The 16,451-nt window shown below is 65.0% G+C and carries 14 protein-coding genes; 11 read left to right on the top strand and 3 right to left on the bottom strand.

Annotated elements, in window-relative coordinates; all coding sequences use genetic code 11:
* Positions 1 to 176: 176 nt before the first annotated feature.
* Together F3H95_RS16140 and F3H95_RS16145 are read right to left on the bottom strand one after the other, a co-directional pair.
* Positions 177 to 1,568 (bottom strand): sensor histidine kinase, encoded by a 1,392-nt coding sequence (locus F3H95_RS16140; protein ID WP_149746750.1) that lies wholly within the window; start codon positions 1,566 to 1,568, stop codon positions 177 to 179.
* 24 nt (positions 1,569 to 1,592) lie between these two features.
* Positions 1,593 to 2,270, bottom strand: a complete 678-nt coding sequence (locus tag F3H95_RS16145; RefSeq protein WP_142880916.1) for a response regulator transcription factor — start codon at positions 2,268 to 2,270, stop codon at positions 1,593 to 1,595.
* A 144-nt stretch (positions 2,271 to 2,414) separates the two neighbouring features.
* Here F3H95_RS16145 and F3H95_RS16150 point away from each other — a divergent pair, with 144 nt between their 5' ends.
* From F3H95_RS16150 to F3H95_RS16170, 5 genes are all read left to right on the top strand, one after another.
* The gene (locus F3H95_RS16150) at positions 2,415 to 3,485 is read left to right on the top strand and encodes an ABC transporter substrate-binding protein (RefSeq protein WP_149746751.1); all 1,071 of its coding nucleotides are present in this window, start codon (positions 2,415 to 2,417) and stop codon (positions 3,483 to 3,485) included.
* A 242-nt stretch (positions 3,486 to 3,727) separates the two neighbouring features.
* Complete coding sequence (locus tag F3H95_RS16155; RefSeq protein WP_142880918.1) at positions 3,728 to 4,672, top strand: tripartite tricarboxylate transporter substrate binding protein; 945 nt, start codon at positions 3,728 to 3,730, stop codon at positions 4,670 to 4,672.
* Positions 4,669 to 5,163 (top strand): tripartite tricarboxylate transporter TctB family protein, encoded by a 495-nt coding sequence (locus tag F3H95_RS16160; protein WP_149746752.1) that lies wholly within the window; start codon positions 4,669 to 4,671, stop codon positions 5,161 to 5,163. Before F3H95_RS16155 ends, F3H95_RS16160 begins: the two co-directional genes overlap by 4 nt.
* Before the next feature lie 10 nt (positions 5,164 to 5,173).
* Complete coding sequence (locus F3H95_RS16165) at positions 5,174 to 6,691, top strand: tripartite tricarboxylate transporter permease (RefSeq protein WP_149746753.1); 1,518 nt, start codon at positions 5,174 to 5,176, stop codon at positions 6,689 to 6,691.
* Between the two features lie 163 nt (positions 6,692 to 6,854).
* Complete coding sequence (locus tag F3H95_RS16170; protein ID WP_149746754.1) at positions 6,855 to 7,847, top strand: YbhN family protein; 993 nt, start codon at positions 6,855 to 6,857, stop codon at positions 7,845 to 7,847.
* Here F3H95_RS16170 and F3H95_RS16175 read toward each other — a convergent pair.
* Positions 7,816 to 9,099: a DUF763 domain-containing protein gene (locus F3H95_RS16175; protein ID WP_149746755.1), complete on the bottom strand. Its 1,284-nt coding sequence runs from the start codon at positions 9,097 to 9,099 to the stop codon at positions 7,816 to 7,818. The two genes, F3H95_RS16170 and F3H95_RS16175, sit on opposite strands and share 32 nt — an antisense overlap.
* 345 nt (positions 9,100 to 9,444) lie before the next feature.
* Between F3H95_RS16175 and F3H95_RS16180 the strand changes: the two genes are divergently transcribed.
* Genes F3H95_RS16180 through F3H95_RS16205 form a run of 6 tightly spaced genes read left to right on the top strand, consistent with a single transcriptional unit; the run spans position 9,445 to position 16,442 of the window.
* Complete coding sequence (locus F3H95_RS16180; protein ID WP_149746756.1) at positions 9,445 to 11,331, top strand: peptidylprolyl isomerase; 1,887 nt, start codon at positions 9,445 to 9,447, stop codon at positions 11,329 to 11,331.
* A 21-nt stretch (positions 11,332 to 11,352) separates the two neighbouring features.
* The gene (gene trpD, locus F3H95_RS16185) at positions 11,353 to 12,369 is read left to right on the top strand and encodes an anthranilate phosphoribosyltransferase (RefSeq protein WP_149746757.1); all 1,017 of its coding nucleotides are present in this window, start codon (positions 11,353 to 11,355) and stop codon (positions 12,367 to 12,369) included.
* Between the two features lie 17 nt (positions 12,370 to 12,386).
* Positions 12,387 to 13,202 carry an indole-3-glycerol phosphate synthase TrpC gene (trpC, locus tag F3H95_RS16190; protein WP_149746758.1) on the top strand — a complete coding sequence of 272 codons (816 nt, stop codon included), beginning with the start codon at positions 12,387 to 12,389 and terminating at the stop codon, positions 13,200 to 13,202.
* A complete protein-coding gene (moaC, locus tag F3H95_RS16195) occupies positions 13,202 to 13,693 on the top strand; it encodes a cyclic pyranopterin monophosphate synthase MoaC (RefSeq protein WP_149746759.1) in 492 nt (163 codons plus the stop codon). The genes trpC and moaC overlap by 1 nt, the downstream gene beginning before the upstream one ends.
* Positions 13,694 to 13,697: 4 nt before the next feature.
* Entirely contained in the window at positions 13,698 to 14,927 is a 1,230-nt protein-coding gene (gene glp, locus F3H95_RS16200; RefSeq protein WP_149746760.1) for a gephyrin-like molybdotransferase Glp, read from the top strand.
* 60 nt (positions 14,928 to 14,987) lie between these two features.
* Positions 14,988 to 16,442: a deoxyribodipyrimidine photo-lyase gene (locus F3H95_RS16205; protein ID WP_244618043.1), complete on the top strand. Its 1,455-nt coding sequence runs from the start codon at positions 14,988 to 14,990 to the stop codon at positions 16,440 to 16,442.
* Positions 16,443 to 16,451: the final 9 nt, after the last annotated feature.

The raw sequence follows: 16,451 nt of genomic DNA on the forward strand, positions 1-16,451 counted from the left end.
CAGGCGTGACGGGCAACGGTGATGGGGCACACTCTTTCGCCAGAAGCCGGGCAGTCTCGGTGAGGCGCTGTCGCTTAGAGCGAGTTTCGATCTGACTGAATCAGATATTCGCTCTAACCTTTTATTTTTGAAGCATAATCTTATCGATTCTCGTTTCGCTCCGGTCGGATTATGCTTCAGCCCGCCCTCTCCCGCATCAGGCGGATGACCACCCGCAATCCATCGCCGCGGCTTGCGTCCTCAAGCGTCAGCGTGCCACCATGCAGCCGGGCGATCTCCTCGACGATCGGCAGGCCAAGGCCGCTTCCCGGAAGCCCTGCGGAACTTGCGCGCTCGAACCTCTTCAGAACGTCGGCGCGCCTGTGCCGCGGAATGCCGGGACCGTTGTCCTCCACTTCGATGCAGACGGCTGCATCGTCTTCCGACACGCGCACGGTCACCTCCGCGCCGCGCCCGGCGTAGAGGATGGCATTGGAAATCAGGTTTTTCAGCATTTCCGCGAGCAGCAGCGGCTCGCCCCGCAGCAGCACGGCGCCCTCCCCCTCGAAGCCGAGGTCGATCCCGGCCTCCGCGGCAGACGGAATGTGATCGGCTGTCAGAGATCGGGCAAACGCGGTGAGATCGACATCGGTCAGAGCTGAACCCTCCGCCCGTGCCGCAGCATCGATGCGCGCCATCATCAGAAGCTGCGCCAGCACCCGCTCGGCATGGGCGACGGCCTCATCGGCGCGGGCGATCGCAGCGGCGAGATCGCCCGCTTCCTCGGCACGCGCGGCGAGCGCCAGCTGCGTGCGCACCACGGCCAGCGGGGTGCGCAGTTGATGGCTGGCATTGCCGGTGAAATGGCGCAACGCCTCCAGCGCCGAATTCAGCCGCACCATGAAGGAGTTGACCGTCTCGACCAGCCCTTCGACCTCGCTCGGTACGTGCTCGCCGATCGGATCGAGATCGTCCGGGCTGCGCTCGGCGATGGCGGAGCTCAGCCGGTAGAGCGGACGCAGCGACAGCGACACCGCGATCCAGACGATCAGCGCAGCACCGGACATCATCAGCGCGAGGCGCAGCGCCGAATGCAGCAGGATCGACCGCGTCAGCTGCCGGCGCGCCATGGTGGTTTCTGCAACCGTGACCGTAAAGGGCACCGAGGAAATGCCTGTGGACGCCGAGCGGGCGAGCGTCGCGACACGGATCGGCTCGCCCCGGAAGGTCGCGTCATCGAAGGCCGTCGATTGCCCCTCGCGGCGCGGCAGGGTCGGCAGCGCCTGATAGCCGGTAATGAAGATGCCGGGGGGACCATCGACGCGATAGAACACGCGATCCTGTGCTGCAGACGTCAGCATTTCCAGCGCGACATAGGGAATGTCGACCTCGAGCGAGCCATCCTCCGCCACGACAACACGTTCAGCAATAGCGAGCGCGGAGCCGGCCAGCACGCGATCGGAGACCTCGTTGGCGGTCTGCCGCGCCTCGCGCCAGGTATCGGCCAGCGCCAGAGAGCCGAGGACGGCCGTGGCCGCCAGCAGCCAGGCGAGCAGCCGGCCGCGCAGCGAGCGGGTCACGTTTCTCATGTCACGCCTCTCATGCCACCCCCGTCACGCGGTTTCGGCAGCCGTATCGAGATAATAGCCGATCCCGCGCGCCGTCTTGACCGTCAGCTGATGCGCTTGCAGCCGCCGTCTCAGCCGCGAGACATATTGCTCGATGGCATTGGGCGACAGATCGGTATCGAAACCGGCGAGCGAGCCGATGATCGCCTCCTTGGACACCACCTTGCCGGCCCGCAGGAACAGCAGTTCCAGCAATGCCAGTTCCCGCGCTGGAATATCCACCGGACGGCCCTGCGCTGAAAAGCTGCGGGATGTCAGATCGAAGGCCAGACCGCCGAACTCGACGCGGGAGGAACGCAGGCCGGCCTGCCGCCGCAACAGCACGCGAATGCGCGCCTCCAGCTCGGAAATGTCGAAGGGCTTGGTCAGATAGTCATCGGCACCGAGATCCAAGCCACGCACCCGTTCCTCCGGCGCACCACGTGCGGTGAGAATCATCACCGCCGTCTGGTTCTGGCGGGCACGTAAGGAGCGTAGCACCTGCAAACCGTCCATCTCGGGAAGGTTGAGATCGAGGATGATCAGATCGAAGCGTTCGGCCGTCGCCACAGCCTCCGCCGAAAGGCCATCGGCCACCACGTCCACCACGTAGCCGCTGCCGCGCAGAATGGCCGAAAGCCCTTCGGCAAGTGCCTGATTGTCCTCCACCAGCAGAATGCGCACGCAACCCTCCCTCTTCACCCACCAAGGATAGAGGCGCCACGCGGGCCTGTCACCGTCCCTGCGCTGCAAAACCCAAGGTTCTCATGGCAAGTCCCGCACACCTGCCCGCTTGTCTGCCTCCATCGGCTCGGGCATCATGGCCAGATGCAACGGCTTTTCCCCACACTTTTCCTGTCTTGCGTCCTGTCCGGGACGGCGGTGGCCGATGTGACGGAATTTCCGGCGATATCAGGCCGCAGCGATGCGCCTCGCCTCCTCGTCTATTCCTCGCTCGACCAGCCTATGGCGCGGCCGATGATCGAGGCCTTCCAGCGTGCCAATCCCGATATTGCCGTCCGCTACGAGGACATGCTGACCGGCCAGATCTACGAACGGATCATCGAGGAAACCGATTCTGGCCAGAAAACGGCGGATTTTGCCTTTTCCTCCGCCATGGACCTGCAGGTGAAGCTGGCGAATGACGGCTATGCCCAGCAGAGCCGGCTTGCCCTCAGCGCCTCCTGGCCGGCCTGGGCCAACTGGAGGGACACGGCCTATGCGCTGACCTTCGAGCCGGCGGTTTTCGTCTACCACAAGCCGAGCTTTATCAGCGAACCACCACCGGCCAGCCGGGCGGAATTCATCGACTATCTCCGGCGCAAGGGCGATGCCGTGCACGGCCGCATCGCCACCTATGATATCGAGCGTTCCGGTGTCGGCTTCCTTTTCATGTCACGCGACCAGGAACAGTTCGACGACATCTGGTCCGTCGTGGATGCCATGGGCGAGGCCGGCGTGCGGCTCTATTCCACCAGCCAGGCCATCCTGGAACGGGTTGCCGACGGCCGATTCGTGCTGGGCTACAATATTCTCGGCTCCTATGCGGCGGACTGGGCCTCGAATCATCCCGAAGTCGGCATCGTGCTGCCGAAGGATTACACGGTGGTGATGTCGCGGATCGGCCTCGTGCCTCAGGCCGCAGCCTCGCCGGATCTCGGTCGGCGCTTCCTTGATTTCTTCATGTCGCGCCAGGGACAGACCATTCTGACGCGCGAACTGCAGATCCCGGCGGTGAACCCCGAGGTGGCCGAAGGCAATACGGCAACCACGATGCGGGAAATGCTGGGCGGCCAGTTGAAGCCGGTGCCGGTCAGCCCAGGCCTGATGGTCTATCTCGATCAGGTGAAGCGCGCACGCCTGATTGCCCGCTGGAACGACGTGCTGCGCATTCGCTGACGTCGTGCACCAGTCTCCTTCAAGGGCGGGCAATGCCTCCCTGCGCCTCCCTGACAGGCAACGTCAGGTAAATGTCAGCATAATGTGATCGCTTGATGGTGTCCGGGTTCGTGGAGGCCAATCCGGACAAAATGCGGGGAGGAGGAGCCCGCCGGCAGCAGCCGGCGCCGTTGTGGCTGTTTTCTTCCTTCCGGCTGCAACGAACACAGCGCGTCACTTGACGCCCCCCAGGAGGAACAACCTTGAAACACGTATTTATCGCTACGCTGCTTGCCGGCTCGATCGCCCTGCCCGCCTATGCCGCCGACTACACCATCATGGCGCCGGCCGCTCCCGGCGGTGGATGGGACCAGACGGCCCGTTCGCTGCAGACGACAATGCAGCAGGAAGGCATTTCCAAGAATGTGCAGGTCATCAACGTGCCCGGCGCCGGCGGCACGATCGGCCTTGCCCAGTTCGCCAGCCAGCAGAAGGGCAATGCGCACGCCCTGATCGTCGGCGGTTACGTCATGGTTGGCGCCATCCTGACCAACAAGGCCCCGGTGACGCTGAAGGACGTCACCCCGATCGCACGCCTGACCGGCGAAAACGAGGCGATCGTGGTTCCGGCATCCTCGCCGCTGAAGTCGGTCAAGGATCTCGTCGAGGCACTGAAGAAGAACCCGGGCTCGGTTTCCTGGGGCGGCGGTTCCGCCGGCGGCGTCGATCACATCACTGCCGGCCTGATTGCCAAGGCAGCCGGCGTTGACCCGACCAAGATCAACTACATCGCGTTTTCGGGCGGTGGCGAGGCGCTGGCCGCCATTCTCGGCGCCCAGGTCACCGTCGGCATTTCCGGCTATGGCGAGTTTGAAGGCCAGGTGAAGGCCGGTACGCTGCGTCTGCTCGCCACTTCCGGCGAACAGCGCATTCCCGGGACCGATGCCCCCACGCTGAAGGAAGCCGGCCTGGATGTGGCCGTTCAGAACTGGCGCATGGTTGCCGCCGCGCCGGGCCTCACGCCTGAGCAGAAGGCCGCCGTGACGGCTGACGTGAAGAAGCTTGCCACCTCCAAGACCTGGCAGGAAACGCTGAAGACCAAGGGCTGGCAGGACACCTATCTGGATGGCGACGCCTTCACCACGCAGCTTTCCAAGGAAATCGCCGCAACCGAAGCCATCCTGAAGGACATCGGACTGGTCAAATGAGCCAAGAGCCTCTCAACACACAGGCAAAGGAGCGCCGCCCGGAATGGGCGGCGTTTGGAATTGCGGCCATCCTGGTGGCGATCGCGGCGGTCATCCTTGTGGATGCCTCGCGGCTGCGCGAAGTCAGCGGCTATTCGCCGGTCGGACCCGGCACGGTGCCGATGGCCATCGGCGTGATCCTGCTGCTGCTGGCAGGATGGACGGTGATTGCCGCCATCCGCGGTGATTTTCCGGAGCGTGAGCGGCAGGAACTGCCGCCGGTGATCTGGATCGTCGGCGGGCTTGCCGCGCAGATGTTGCTGCTGAACATTGCCGGCTTCTCGATTGCCACCGGCGTGCTGTTTGCCGCGACCGCCGCGGGCTTCGGCAAGCGCAGGCTGTGGGTCTCGCTGCCCGTCGGCATCGTGCTCTGTCTCGTCGTCTGGCTCATCTTCGCCGGTCTTCTCCAGCTCTCGCTTCCGGCCGGTCCGATCGAGCGCCTCTTCCAGTGAAAGTCACGCCATGAGCACCTTTGAATTCCTGCTGCAGGGCCTGCTGGTGGCGGCCCAGCCGATGAACCTCCTCTATGCGCTGATCGGCGTGACGCTCGGAACCGCCGTCGGCGTGCTGCCTGGCATCGGGCCTGCGCTGACGGTGGCGCTGCTTTTGCCGGTCACTTACCGGCTCGATCCGGCAGGTTCGCTGATCATGTTCGCCGGTATTTACTATGGCGGCATGTATGGCGGCTCGACCACCTCGATCCTGCTCAATACGCCCGGTGAAAGCTCTTCCATCGTCACGGCGCTGGAGGGCAACAAGATGGCACGGGCCGGCCGCGGTGGACCGGCGCTTGCCACCGCCGCCATCGGCTCCTTCGTGGCCGGCCTGATCGCCACCTTCGGTCTTGCCTTCATCGCTCCCGTCATCGTCAAGCTGGCGCTGGTCTTCGGCCCCCGCGAATATTTCGCGCTGATGGTGCTCGCCTTCGTCACCGTCTCCTCCGCCTTCGGCGATTCGACCCTGCGCGGTCTCACCTCGCTTTTCATCGGACTTGCCCTGTCGATCATCGGCATCGACCAGCTCACCGGCCAGACGCGTCTTGCCTTCGGCGTACCGGACCTGCTTGACGGCGTGGAAGTCACCACGCTCGCCGTTGCCATGTTCGCGATCGGCGAGACGCTGTTCATCGCAGCCCAGGGCAATACCGGGCCGGACAAGGTGGAAGCCGTCAAGGGGTCGGTCTGGATGAACGCGGCAGACTGGGCGCGCTCCTGGAAGCCCTGGCTGCGCGGTACCCTGATCGGATTTCCGATCGGGGCCATGCCGGCCGGCGGCGCCGAAATCGGCACCTTCCTCTCCTACGCCACGGAGAAGCGGCTGACCAAGCATCCGGAGGAGTTCGGCAACGGCGCCATCGAAGGTGTCGCCGGGCCGGAAGCGGCCAACAATGCCTCGGCCGCCGGAACGCTGGTGCCGCTTCTGACGCTCGGCCTTCCGACGACCGCGACGGCCGCGATCATGCTGGCCGGCTTCCAGCAATATGGCCTGCAGCCGGGCCCGTTGCTGTTTGCCACCAATCCGCAGCTCGTCTGGGGTCTGATCGCCTCGCTGCTGATTGCAAACTTCATGCTGCTGGTGCTGAACCTGCCGCTTGTCGGCCTCTGGGTGCGCCTGCTGACGATCCCGAAGCCGTGGCTCTATGCCGGCATCCTGCTGTTTGCCACGCTCGGCACGATCGGCGCCAACCCCTCGGTGTTCGAACTCGGCATGCTGCTCGCCTTCGGCATGCTCGGCTATGCGATGCGCGTCTTCGGCTATCCGATCGCGCCTGTCGTGGTGGGTCTGATCCTCGGTCCGCTCGCCGAACAGCAGCTGCGCCGGGCGCTCGCCATCAGCCAGGGGGACTTTACCGTGCTGTTCACCTCGCCGATCGCCGCCGTGCTTCTGACGATCGCAGCGCTTGCCTTCATCGTGCCGCTGATCCTGCGTGCCCGTGGCAAGGGCGAGGTTCTCTCGCAGATGGCAGCCGAGGAAGACTGAACCTGCCGCAAACTTTCCCGTCGGCCGGCCCGGCCGGCGGGAACAAGACGCCATCTTCTTCGTTCACAGGCACGCATTCTGGTGGACGATCCATGGCCGCATTTTTCCGACATTGCTCCTTCCGCAGCCCGCAGCGCATCACACACGCGACGGGAGGATGCGCATGAGCGGAAGGAAGAAACGTCTCACCTGGGGCATGATGCTGTTCGGCTTCGCGCTGGCGGGCTATCTTCTCTATGTCGGCCTCAGCAAGTTCACCTGGGACGATATCGTCCGCTCCGTGCGGGCCATACCTGGCTGGAACATGGCGCTCGCCCTTTTCTACTGCGCCCTCTCCTATCTCTGCCTGACCGGCTTCGACTGGACCGGCGTGCGCTCTGTGAAGAGCGACCTCGCCTATCCCCGCATCGCGCTCGCCTCCTTCGTCAGCCTCGGACTTGGCCAGACGATCGGTCTTGCCGGCCTCAGCAGCGGTGCCATCCGCTATCGCTACTATGCCCATTGGGGCCTCTCGACGGAGGATGTCGCGAAGATCGTGCTGCTGTCGGGCGTCACCGTCGGCCTTGGCCTGATGGTGCTCGGCGGGCTGGTAATGGTGCTGAACCCGTCTGACACCGCCGGCATCCTGCGCCTCGGTCCGAACGTGGTGCGGATGCTCGGCGTTCTCTGCCTCGCGCTTGCGGTGGCCTATGTGGCGCTTGCCGCGTTTCTGCGCACGCCGCTGCGCATCCGCGGCTGGTCCTTCCAGTTGCCAAGAGCCCGGCTTGCTGTCGCCCAGATCGTCCTCGGCACGCTGAACTTCGCCTTCGTCTCCGCCTGCCTGATGGAACTGATGCAGGCGACGGAGAATGTCAGCTTTCTCAAGGCCGCCACCGCCTTCGTGCTCGGCAATATCGCGATCCTCATCACCCATGCGCCGGGCGGGCTCGGTGTACTGGAGGTAACGGTGCGGCATGTGATGGGCGAACAGGCCTCGATCGGCGCGCTTGTCGCCTTCCGGGTGATCTACTTCTTCATTCCGCTCTTCATCGCCCTGCCTGTCGCGCTGATCAGCGAAGCAGCCTTCCGGATCGCCCGCCGTCGTCAGGATCCCAGCAGCGGGCCGCCCGAGGGCACTGCCCGCGTTACACCGGCCGTCGAGCTGCCTTCGGTGTGAAGGCCGCCTCCGCCTCCACCACCCGAAGATAGGCTTCCCAGCCGAAAACGCTGCGGCCGCCATAAGCGGATGAGCGGCTAAACTCGCCGGCAACGATTTCCTTGAGATCCGGGCCGGTCACATACTGCTCCATCAGGCGCGCCTGCGCATCCAGCCGCCGCAGCGCCTCCAGTTCCTCGTCAAGCCCCAGCCTGCCCTTGCGCACTGCCGACTTCATGACCCGGATCGTTTCGTCATAGACCTTGATCGGGACCGGAAAGGGGTGGCGGTCCTTGCCGCCATGCGCCAGCGAAAATCTTGCGGGATCGGAAAAGCGGCAGGGCGCGCCATGCACCACCTCCGCCACCAGTGCCAGCGCCTCCACGGTGCGCGCGCCGACGCCAGGCGTCAGCAGCAGGTCCTCGAAATCCTGTGGCCCCCGGTCGGCGGCGGCAGCGAGCGCCCCGTGCAGCCGGCGCATGTTCACGTCCTTTTCCCTGACATCATGATGGTCCGGCATCACCAGATGCGGCAAGATCGGTTGGGCAACCGGTTCCGCCGTCTGCCGATTGACGGCCGAAAGTTCGCGGATAATCCGGTCGGGACAGAGACCGGCCAGCAGGTCGAGCTGGCCGCTGCGTGATCGCTCCGCGCGGCGATCGGCAAGGTTGACGATCTCGCCCTGCCCCCTGCCCTCGATCGCTGCATGCGGCGAATCGAGAAAGCCCGACATGCCCTCCGACATCCAGTGATAGCGCCGGGCCTGCCGCCTCTCGTCGCTCATGCCCTGCTGCACCACCACCCACTTGCCATCATCGGCGACGATGAAGCCGTGCAGATAAAGGCTGAACCCATCCTGCACCGCCGCGCTGTCGACCTTTGCCACCAGCCTGCTGGTGCGGGCCATCGCGGCGCCATCGAAGCCGATGCGATGACCGATCGCCATCAGTTCATCGGGCGTGCGGCGCGAATGCTGGCCGCGACCGCCGCAGACATACAGGCCGAGTTCGCCGGCCATGGGGGCAAGCCCGCGCTTCAGCGCGCCGATCACGCTGGTGGTTATGCCGGACGAATGCCAGTCCATGCCCATCACAGCCCCGAAGGACTGGAACCAGAAGGGACTTGCCATGCGCCGCAGAAATTCGTCACGGCCATAGTGCTGAACGATCGCTTCCGTGATCAGCGCGCCGAGCCTGGTCATCCGCTGGCCGAGCCAGGCAGGAACCCGGCCACCATGCAAGGGAAGATCGGCGCTACCAGCTCTCTTTGCCATGTTCTTCTTTCGTTCGTTTCATCCGTCATACATCAGACGGCAGCCCTTGTGTAGAAATCCCGAAACCTTTTTGATGGCGGGCGGTCTGAAAGAGGCGGGCCTACGGTCCGCCGCAACGCGACCGGAGAAGACGGGAATCATAGCCGCCATGCCCTGCACCGAAGGCGCACCCCTGGCCCACGGTGAGACCAAGTCCTACTCGTCATGCCGCCGTCAGCCCCAATCGCGTCTTGCGCGTCTTTTGAGGCAAAATGCCTTCATTTCCGCTGCGCTTTGTTCTAGAGACAAACCTTCAAGGCTGCCGGTGGCAGCGCCAGCTATCCTTTCGCAAGGTAATGTCGATCGATGCTTGATTCCCTCAGATCCGCTTCCCGCTCGTGGGTGGCGAAGTTGCTGTTCCTCATCCTCGTGGTTTCCTTTGGCATCTGGGGAGCCTCCGCATCGATTGTCAGCCCCGGCAGCAACGCCGTCATGACCGTGGGCGACCAGCGCATCCGGCCGGAAGAATTCCGCCTTGCCTATCAGCGCCAGCTGAGCGCGCTGAGCCGCCAGTTCGGCACGCAGCTGACCCGAGAACAGGCCCGCGCCTTCGGTGTCGAACAGCAGGCTTTCGCACAGCTTGCCGCCGGTGCTGCCCTCGATCAGCTCTCGCAGGACATGCGCCTCGGCCTCTCACAGGATCGTCTGGCCGGCCTGATCGCCGAAGATCCGGCCTTCCGTGGCAATGACGGCCGTTTCGACCGCCAGCTGTTCAGCAGCCGCCTGCGCAATGCCGGCATCCGCGAGGACGACTACATCAGCGAACGCAGCAAGGTTGCCGTGCGCAGCCAGATCGTCGACGCCATCTCCGATGGCTTCCAGCCGCCGAAGGTGCTGGTCGAGGCGCTGAAGCAGTATCGTGACGAAGAACGCGACGTGAACTATCTGCTGCTCTCCTTTGCCAATATCGACCCCGTCAAGGCGCCGGACGAGGCCGTTCTGAGCGCCTGGTTCGGCAATGCCAAGAGCCGCTACCGCGCGCCGGAACTGCGCCGCTTCGCCTATGTGACGCTGCAGCCGGGCGATGTCGCCGATCCGACCAGCGTCACCGACGAGCAGGTGAAGACCGAATACGATCGCCGCAAGGACAGCTATCGCACGCCGGAAACCCGCACCATCGAACAGCTGCCCTTCCCGAGCAAGGAAATGGCCGATGCCGCGCTGGCACAGATGAAGGAACGCAGCCTGACCTTCGACCAGCTGGTGGCCGATCAGGGCAAGACCGCAGCCGATGTAATGCTCGGCGATTTCACGAAGGACCAGCTGCCGGACCAGAAGATTGCCGATGCGGCCTTCGCGCTTGGCCCGCAGGGTGGCGTGACGCCGGTGGTACAGGGCACGTTCGGCCCGGTCGTTCTGCGCGTCACCAATGTCCGCCCGGAAACCACCAAGTCCTTCGACACGGTCAAGGACGAGATCCGCCGCAACCTGGCCCTCTCGGCCGCGGCCCAGGCGGTCCAGTCGGTGCATGATCGCTTCGAGGACCTGCGTGGCTCCGGCTCCTCGCTGGAGGAAGCCGCCAAGCAGCTGCAGCTGAAGGCCGTCGAGGTGACCGTGGACCGCAGCGGCAATGATGGCAGCGGCAAGCCGGTGGCAACGCTTCCGAAATCGGAGGGTCTGCTGACGGAGGTCTTCCGCACCGATGTCGGCGCAGAAGCGCTGCCGGCCAATCTGGGCCGCGATGGATATGTGTGGTTCGATGTGCGTGAAGTCATTGCCGAACGCGACCGCAGCCTGTCGGAAGTGCATGACAAGGCAGTGGCCGACTGGACGACGGAACAGCAGCGCGCCGCCCTCAAGACCCGCGCCGACGAGCTGAAGGCCCGTCTTGACAAGGGTGAGGACATGGCTGCCATCGCCACCGAACTCGGCCTTGCCGTCGAGAGCAAGACCAATCTGAAGCGCCAGAGCACGGACCCGATCTTCGGCGGCGAAGCGGTTCAGGCTGCTTTCAGCGGACCGGTCGGCACCAATGCGACCGCTCAGGCTGCCGATGGCGAAAGCCGTCTTCTCGTGCATGTCACGGCCGTCAACCATCCGCCGGCCGATGCGCTGAGCGGCGAGGAACAGCAGCTGCAGCAGATTGCACGTGCGGCTGGTGACGACATTCTCGACCAGATGGTCAACCAGCTGCAGACGCGCTACGGCGTGTCGATCAATCAGGCGCTGGCCGACCAGGCCATGGTTCGCTAGCAGGACGAAGGGGGAGCCGGCATGGGAGAACTGAAACCCTTCATCGCCAAGGTGGCCAATGGCGAGGCGCTCTCCCGCGAGGACGCACGCGCCGCCTTCGATATCCTGATGTCGGGCGAGGCGACGCCCTCGCAGATCGGCGGCTTTCTGATGGCGCTGCGGGTGCGCGGCGAAACGGTGGAGGAGATCGCTGGTGCGGTCTCCACCATGCGGTCCAAGATGCTGCCGGTGGCAGCGCCGTCTGATGTCATCGATATCGTCGGCACGGGTGGCGACGGGCTCGGAACCTACAACATTTCGACGCTCGCAGCGATCATCGTCGCCGGCGCCGGTGTCCGGGTCGCCAAGCATGGCAATCGGGCATTGAGTTCGAAATCCGGCACGGCGGATGCCCTGACGGCCCTTGGCGTGAAGCTCGACATCCCGCCAGCCCTGATCAGCCGGTGCATCGAGGAAGCGGGTATCGGCTTCATGTTCGCGCAGGTGCATCACGCGGCCATGCGCCATGTCGGCCCGAGCCGCGTGGAGCTTGGCACGCGCACCATCTTCAACCTTCTCGGCCCCCTCTCCAACCCGGCCGGGGCCCGGCGCCAGTTGCTCGGCGTCTTCTCGCCGCGCTGGTTGCAGCCGATTGCGGAAGTGATGCGCGATCTCGGCTCCGAAAGCCTCTGGGTGGTGCACGGCCAGGGCATGGACGAGATCGCCACCACCGGCGTGACGCATGTCACCGCACTGGAAAATGGCGAGATCCGGAGTTTCGATCTGACGCCCGAAGATTTTGGCGTCGCGCGCGCCACGATCGAGGAACTGAAGGGCGGCGACGGCGAGGTGAATGCGCGTGCATTGCGCGCTGTGCTCGGTGGTGCCCGCAATGCCTATCGTGATATCGCTCTTTGCAATGCTGCTGCGTCCCTCGTGGTTGCCGGCAGGGCCGCCGACGTGCTGGAGGGCATGATCCTTGCCACCCAGTCGCTGGACAGCGGCAATGCGGCGGCCGTTCTCGACCGCCTCGTCGCTGTCTCCAACGAGACCATCTGAGGTTCCCCGAGGTTTTCATGAGCGACATTCTGAAGAAGATCGAAGCCTACAAGCTGCAGGAAATCGCGGCCGCCAAGGCGCGTGTCTCCGAGGCAGACCTGAAGGCCATGGCTGCCGACCAGCCAGGCCCACGCGGTTTTTACCAGGCGCTGCGGGAAAGGCAGCAGGCAGGCACCTTCGGCCTGATTGCCGAAATCAAGAAGGCGAGCCCGTCCAAGGGTCTGATCCGGCCGGATTTCGATCCGCCGGCACTCGCAAGGGCCTATGAAGAGGGCGGCGCTGCCTGCCTCTCCGTGCTGACCGATGCGCCGAGCTTTCAGGGTGCGCCCGAATTCCTGACCGCCGCACGCGCGGCGTGTTCACTGCCGGCGCTGCGCAAGGATTTCATGTTCGATCCCTATCAGGTGCTGGAAGCCCGCGCCTGGGGGGCCGACTGCATTCTCCTGATCATGGCCTCGCTCCGCGACGACGACGCCAAGCGGCTGGAGGACGAAGCCTTCGCGCTCGGCATGGATGTACTCATCGAAGTGCATGATGAAGAGGAGATGGAGCGGGCCCTGAAGCTTGCCTCACCGCTCGTCGGCATCAACAACCGCAATCTGCGCACCTTCGAGGTCAGCCTCGAGGTCAGCGAACGGCTGGCAGGACTGGTTCCCGCGGACCGGTTGCTGGTCGGCGAAAGCGGCGTCTTCACCCATGCCGATTGCCTGCGTCTCCAGAAGAGCGGCATCTCGACCTTCCTCGTCGGCGAAAGCCTGATGCGCAAGGACGACGTGACAGCGGCAACGCGCACGCTGCTGACCGGCGAGGCCGCAAGCCAGGCGGCCGAGTGATGGTGGACGACGCCCGCCTGAGCCATATCAACGCTGCCGGTGAAGCGCATATGGTCGATGTCGGCGACAAGGCCACGACAGTGCGGATCGCGACCGCCGAGGGCCATGTCCGCATGCAGCCCGAAACGCTGGCGCTGATCCGCGCCGGCAATGCGAAAAAGGGCGACGTGATCGGCACGGCGCGGCTTGCCGGCATCATGGCGGCGAAGCAGACCGCCGCACTCATCCCGCTCTGCCATCCTCTGATGCTGAGCAAGGTCTCCGTCGAGATCACCGAAGACGAGGCCCTGCCGGGCCTGCGTGTCGAGGCAACCGTCAAGCTGAGTGGCCAGACGGGTGTCGAGATGGAGGCGCTGACCGCGGTCTCCATTGCCTGCCTGACGATCTATGACATGGCCAAGGCCGCGGACAAGGGCATGCAGATCGGCGGCATCCAGCTTCTCGCCAAGAGCGGTGGCAAATCCGGCGACTGGCAACGCAGCAAGGAATGACACCATGGCAGGCCCGCTCCTTCCCGTTTCCGACGCCCTCCAGCGCCTTTTGTCGCGCGCCAGGCCGGGGGCGGAGGTGGAACGGATCGGCCTCAGGCAGGCAGCCGGCCGCGTGCTGGCGGAAGATCTTGCCGCACGCCTGACACAGCCCCCCTTTCACGCCTCCGCGATGGACGGCTATGCACTGCGCGCCGCCGACGCTGCCGAGATCGCCGCCGAACTGACCGTGATCGGGCAGTCAGCAGCTGGCCACGCCTTTGGCAGCACGCTCGGCCCCGGCGAAGCCGTGCGCATCTTTACCGGTGCGCCGGTGCCTGAGGGCGCAGACGCGGTGCTGATCCAGGAGGATGCCGAGCGGCTGGACGACAACCGCATCCGCACGACTTTCGCCGTGACGGCGGGACGACATATCCGTCCGCGTGGTCAGGATTTTGCCGAGGGCGAGGTGGTGCTGAAGGCCGGCACCAGGCTCGACCATGCCCATGTGACCGTTGCGGCGGCGATGAACCATGCGACAGTCTCCGTCTACCGACGTCCGCGTGTGGCGCTGATTGCCACCGGCGACGAACTGGTCGCTCCCGGCGGCGCCCCCGGACCTGATCAGATCATTGCCTCAAATACCTTCGGCGTGGCGGCCCTGATCGAGGCAGCTGGCGGCGAGGTTCTGGATCTCGGCATCGTCGGCGACGACCGCACCCTCATCGAGGCGCAGATCGGCATGGCTGTCGAGGCCGGCGTCGATGTGCTGGTGACGCTCGGCGGCGCCTCCGTCGGCGACCACGACCTGGTGCAGGCAAGTCTCAAGGCCAAAGGGATGGCGCTGGATTTCTGGCGCATCGCCATGCGCCCCGGCAAGCCGCTGATGGTCGGTGCACTCGGAGACATGCAGGTTCTCGGCCTGCCCGGCAATCCGGTGGCAAGCCTCGTCTGCTGCCTGCTGTTCCTGGAGCCGCTGATCGCCCGGCTGGCGCACCAGCCGCGTCCCGACCGTAGCGGGACGGCCGTGACTGCAACGACGCTTTCCGCCAACGACCAGCGGCAGGACTATCTGCGCGCCACGCTTTCGCGCGACACGGAGGGCCATCTGGTCGCGACCGCCTACGGCAAGCAGGATTCCTCGATGATGAAGATCTTTGCCCATTCCGACGCGCTGATCGTGCGGCCGCCGCACGCGCCGGAATTGCCGGCGGGCAGCCCCTGCCCCATCATCCTGCTGCGGCCGTTCCCCGGGTGATCTGCAGCGCGGGCGTATCCGTAAGCGGCTGACAAATACTCGAAATTCCGGAGCTGCCGCGTGTCCGACCGATCCCCCGTCCTTCTCTGGTTCCGCAAGGATCTGCGTCTCGATGACAATGCTGCGCTGATGGCAGCAGTCCAGAACGGCGGGCCGGTGGTCTGCGTCTATGTGCGCGAACCGCAATCGGAAAAGGTCGGGCCCCTGGGCGCCGCACAGGAATGGTGGCTGCATCATTCGCTGACAGCCCTCGACGCGGCACTGTCCGAAAAAGGCAACCGGCTGATCCTGCGCAGTGGCACGGCGGTCGAGGCGCTGGCGATACTGGCGCGCGAGACCGGCGCAAGATCCCTTTTCGTCAATCGCCTCTACGAGCGCGACGAGATCGACCCCGCCATCCTCGAACAGCTTCACAGGACCGGGCTGGAGATCCGTCGCTTCAAGGGCCAGCTCCTGCATGATCCGAAGACGATGCGCACCGGCACGGGCGGACCCTACCGGGTCTACACACCCTTCTGGAGGGCGCTGGAAAAGGAAGGCGAGCCACGTGAGCCGGTGGATGCGCCCGCCTCCATTCCCGCGCCTGCGCATGTTCCCGCCTCCGAATCGCTTGCCGATTGGGATCTCCTGCCGCAACGCCCGAACTGGGCGGTAGAATTCGAAAACCTCTGGCAACCGGGAGAAGCGGGTGCCCATCAGCGCCTCAAGCGGTTCATCGACAAGCCAATCGAACGCTACAAGCGCGACCGCGACTTTCCGGGGCTTGAGGATGCAACCTCGATGCTCTCCCCGCACCTCGCCTTCGGCGAAATCTCGCCGGCCCGCATCTGGCACGCAACGCGGGGCCTGACCGCCACGGAAGACATGATCCATTTTCGCAAGGAACTGGTCTGGCGCGAATTTTCCTACCACCTGCTGGTGGAGTTTCCCCGGCTTGCCAGCGCCAACTGGAACGATCGGTTCGATACTTTCCCCTGGGCGTTTGACAAGGCGCAGTTCGCCGCCTGGACGACGGGGCAGACGGGCTATCCGATCGTCGATGCCGGCATGCGACAGCTGTGGCGGCACGGCTACATGCACAACCGGGTGCGGATGATTACGGCCTCCTTCCTGATCAAGGACCTGATGATCAACTGGCGAAAGGGCGAGGCCTGGTTCCGCGACACGCTGCTGGATGCCGATGCCGCCTCGAACGCCGCCAACTGGCAATGGGTGGCCGGGTCCGGCGCGGATGCCGCCCCCTTCTTTCGCATCTTCAACCCGATCCTGCAGGGCGAGAAATTTGATCCCGCGGGTGATTACATCCGTCGGTTCGTGCCGGAGATCGCAGGACTGCCGAACCGCTATCTCCACAAGCCCTTCGAGGCGCCGCTTGCCGTGCTGAAAGAGGCTGGCGTGACGCTCGGCACCACCTATCCGAAACCCGTCGTCGACCACGGCCTTGCCCGCGACCGGGCGCTGTCGGCCTATGCGCATGTCACCGGCAGGAGCGCCGATCCGGACCCGCGGGATTGAGGGGTTGCG

The organism is Rhizobium sp. RU35A (assembly GCF_900156005.1).
In the GTDB taxonomy this organism is placed as follows: Bacteria; Pseudomonadota; Alphaproteobacteria; order Rhizobiales; family Rhizobiaceae; genus Neorhizobium; species Neorhizobium straminoryzae.

Coding starts and splice junctions, on each gene's coding strand:
- trpD (WP_149746757.1), top strand. CDS start 11,353: ATGGGAGAACTGAAACCCTTCATCGCCAAGGTGGCCAATGGCGAGGCG.
- F3H95_RS16150 (WP_149746751.1), top strand. CDS start 2,415: ATGCAACGGCTTTTCCCCACACTTTTCCTGTCTTGCGTCCTGTCCGGG.
- F3H95_RS16170 (WP_149746754.1), top strand. CDS start 6,855: ATGAGCGGAAGGAAGAAACGTCTCACCTGGGGCATGATGCTGTTCGGC.
- F3H95_RS16180 (WP_149746756.1), top strand. CDS start 9,445: ATGCTTGATTCCCTCAGATCCGCTTCCCGCTCGTGGGTGGCGAAGTTG.
- F3H95_RS16175 (WP_149746755.1), bottom strand. CDS start 9,099: ATGGCAAAGAGAGCTGGTAGCGCCGATCTTCCCTTGCATGGTGGCCGG.
- F3H95_RS16165 (WP_149746753.1), top strand. CDS start 5,174: ATGAGCACCTTTGAATTCCTGCTGCAGGGCCTGCTGGTGGCGGCCCAG.
- moaC (WP_149746759.1), top strand. CDS start 13,202: ATGGTGGACGACGCCCGCCTGAGCCATATCAACGCTGCCGGTGAAGCG.
- glp (WP_149746760.1), top strand. CDS start 13,698: ATGGCAGGCCCGCTCCTTCCCGTTTCCGACGCCCTCCAGCGCCTTTTG.
- trpC (WP_149746758.1), top strand. CDS start 12,387: ATGAGCGACATTCTGAAGAAGATCGAAGCCTACAAGCTGCAGGAAATC.
- F3H95_RS16140 (WP_149746750.1), bottom strand. CDS start 1,568: ATGAGAAACGTGACCCGCTCGCTGCGCGGCCGGCTGCTCGCCTGGCTG.
- F3H95_RS16160 (WP_149746752.1), top strand. CDS start 4,669: ATGAGCCAAGAGCCTCTCAACACACAGGCAAAGGAGCGCCGCCCGGAA.